At 53.1% G+C, this 2,880-nt stretch carries 1 protein-coding gene and 3 pseudogenes; 1 reads left to right on the forward strand and 3 read right to left on the reverse strand.

The window, feature by feature from the left end; translation table 11 throughout:
• On the reverse strand, positions 1-643 hold a 643-nt coding region (locus QRY16_RS21650; protein WP_289778017.1), incomplete at its 3' end, for an inverse autotransporter beta domain-containing protein.
• Positions 644-860: 217 nt separating this feature from the next.
• Here QRY16_RS21650 and QRY16_RS21655 point away from each other — a divergent pair.
• Positions 861-932 (forward strand): annotated as a pseudogene (locus tag QRY16_RS21655) (IS6 family transposase); the annotation flags it as partial.
• Between the two features lie 494 nt (positions 933-1,426).
• On the opposite strand, the pseudogene QRY16_RS21660 reads toward QRY16_RS21655, so the two are convergent.
• Together QRY16_RS21660 and QRY16_RS21665 are read right to left on the reverse strand one after the other, a co-directional pair.
• Positions 1,427-1,897: pseudogene (locus tag QRY16_RS21660) on the reverse strand (IS110 family transposase); the annotation flags it as partial.
• A gap of 212 nt (positions 1,898-2,109) precedes the next feature.
• Positions 2,110-2,706 (reverse strand): annotated as a pseudogene (locus QRY16_RS21665) (recombinase family protein).
• Between the last annotated feature and the right edge of the window lie 174 nt (positions 2,707-2,880).

The following is a 2,880-nucleotide window of genomic DNA, read 5'->3' on the forward strand; positions in this document are numbered from 1 at the left end:
GCGGGACCAGCATGTCAAAGCTGGAATTTCTCAGGGAGAGGTTTTTATCCGCATCAAGCTGTACGCGGGCGGTGCCGAACCGGCTGAGCCACTGCTGAATTTCGCCTGTCGCCTTACCCGTCGCCATGCCGCGGGCAAGAGAGGCTGCCGCATCGCCGTCCGGATGCCCGGAAAAAAATGTGCCTATCCGTGAGGCCAGTCCCGCCACGGACTGCCCCGCAGGGTCCGCTGTTTCTGATGACGGCGCGGGGTGTTTATCATCCCACGCAACCGCAGGCAGCGGCGCCAGCGGTACGTCCAGCTCATCGCCGGCCTGCAGGTGGTCAAAGCCGCGGGCAAAAGTACGAAACTGATTGAGCCGGCGCAGAGCCTCCACCGTCATGTTGTATTTTTTTGCGACCGGGGCCACGCTTTCGCCCGGTGCCAGCGTATAAGGTCGGGTACGCAGGGGTACCTCATCCCCGGACTGTGAAAGGAAGTGCCGGGTCTTATGCTCTGCGGCCATTACCGGCGTAAACGCGCCGGCCAGGGGAAAGGCAAGCTGTATGACAATATTGAGCCATGCGGTTGCACGCAGCAGATTTCCGCGCTCAGGCGTGAAGATACGGGATAATGGTATTGTCAGACGGCAGCTTGCTTTCATTATATTGATATCCGCAGGGAAAGTGGGATGGAACTTCGCACTGAACAGGGCTCACCTGAAGTGCGGATAAAAAAATTTATTAACCTTCTTATATTACACCAATAATTATCGGTAATGCTATCTGACAGGTCAGAAAGGCACTGTTGCAAGGTCCGGGCTTTGTCGCATTAAGGCGTCGCCAGGTAACATGCTGTTTTTTTTATGATATTACCTGCCCATGAATCTGATCCGAAAAGCCTTCAAACGCCCGCATTATCCCGTCGATGTTATCGCCCGTGGTGTCCGCTGGTAGCTTATCAGCGGCAACGGAGAGAAGGACGGTATCGATACTCTTACGGGTCATCATGGTGACGGTCTCTGAGCAAAATATGTTGTCAGATCATACATATTCCACTCAGGGTTTTGCTACGTCAGAGCAGGAAAATGGCGGGGTTTTCGATTTGCAGCCGTCAGCCTGCCCTGTTCGCACATTTACCGCCTGAAAAAATTAATGCGTATATGTCCAGGTATCCGTTCAAATCCTTTGATGAAATTCCTGAGGATAACAGTGGATTGCAGTATCCTTCACTAAAGGGTTTGGAATTGTATCTGCCACCAGTGGCTCAGGTTGCTGATCATCATCAACTTCCTGAAGAAATGAGAAAAAAGCCCGTGGTACGACGAACAATGGGTTCACCCTGTTAAGGTCGCCTGGCATTCAGGCTTTCAATATTGATCCACGCCGATGGCACAAGGTTAAAACCTATTTAAGTAAAGGAAGATTGAATACCCGCAAATGTACGATGACGGATAGCGTCGATTACGCTCGGCGACGAGCATGTTATTCAGCTGGCGACGACGGACGACCATGGCGGTAAGTACCGCGCGCGCTTCGTCCGGCAGAGCACGGATATACCGGCTGCGGTCAGGATGACGATCGATGATCTGAGCGAGCTGTGCCAGCATGGCGGCATCAAGCTTATCTGTTTTGGCTAAATATCCCATTGAGCGGGCAAAGTCTCTGGCCTGACGGGGATTGATAACAACAACCTCATATCCGGCGGCCTGTAAGCAACAGGCTACCGAAGCCTCCAGTCCCCCGGTCGCTTCCATGAGTATCAGCGAGATGTTCCATTCTTTCAGCACTTTCAGAATCGCCATGAATCCGTCCTCATCGTTACTGGCAGAAAAAGGAGAGAATTCTGTCGTACCAGCAATATCCAGCGACAATTTAGCAACATCGATACCGATGCAGTGTTGATTTGGCTGACTCATGGTGCCCCTCCTTACGATACGAATTTGTTTTCATTCAACTGTACGGGCTAGTGATGAGTGACTCAGCTCATGCGCGGGACGCTTGCATGCGGGTTGAATGCCCTCGGGTTCGCACGTGCTGCATGAGCTTTGCCAGACCTACAAATTCAGTTTATGCCATCTTCAAGATATAAGGGGACTGTGCCGGGGGGGGGGGGGCGGTCCCCTCCCCTTTATTCTGGTAACTCCGGGCTGACTGCATCGTCACGCAGGCGCATGATGGTTTGTCGTGAGGTCCCAAACTCGCGGGCAACGGCGCTGATACTGGCACCTGCTTTCAGGTGTTCAAGCGCTGCCTGACGATGTTCCTGGTTCAGCGCCGGTGGCCGGCCAAACCGTTTGCCTGCTGCTCTGGCCCTTGCAAGGCCGGAATGTGTGCGCTCAATCAGCAGGTCTTTCTCAAACTCTGCCACCGCCGAAATGACCTGCATGGTCATCTTGCCGGCCGCGCTGGTAAGGTCCACGCCACCCAGCGCGAGGCAGTGTATGCGAATATCGGATGCTGCCAATTGCTCCACGGTCTTTCACACGTCCATTGCGTCACGGCCCAGGCGATCAAGTTTGGTCACTATCAGGACATCGCCATTTTCCATGCGATCAAATAACCGGGCAAAACCGGGCCGTTCGCTGGCGGCCACCGAACCGCTGATTTGTTCCTCAATCAGGCGCTGTGGTTTAACGGTAAAGCCGGCTGCTTCAATTTCCCTGCGCTGATTTTCCGTTGTCTGTTCAAACGTGGAGACCCGGCAGTAAGCAAAAACTCGTGACATGGCGTAATTTTCTGTACGAAATGGATGTACGAATTATAGGGTATTCGGGAAATCCTGTTGTTAGGACATCCCGAACCCCGTTGAATGGAAAATGATGGGTATGTTGTTGGCGGCTAGTTATTCGCCGATTTTGGATTCCAGAATAGCGTCGATAGATACGCCGTAATCGTCTAG

Origin of the sequence: Mixta mediterraneensis (assembly GCF_030283135.1) — a bacterium.
Lineage (GTDB): Bacteria > Pseudomonadota > Gammaproteobacteria > Enterobacterales > Enterobacteriaceae > Pantoea > Pantoea mediterraneensis.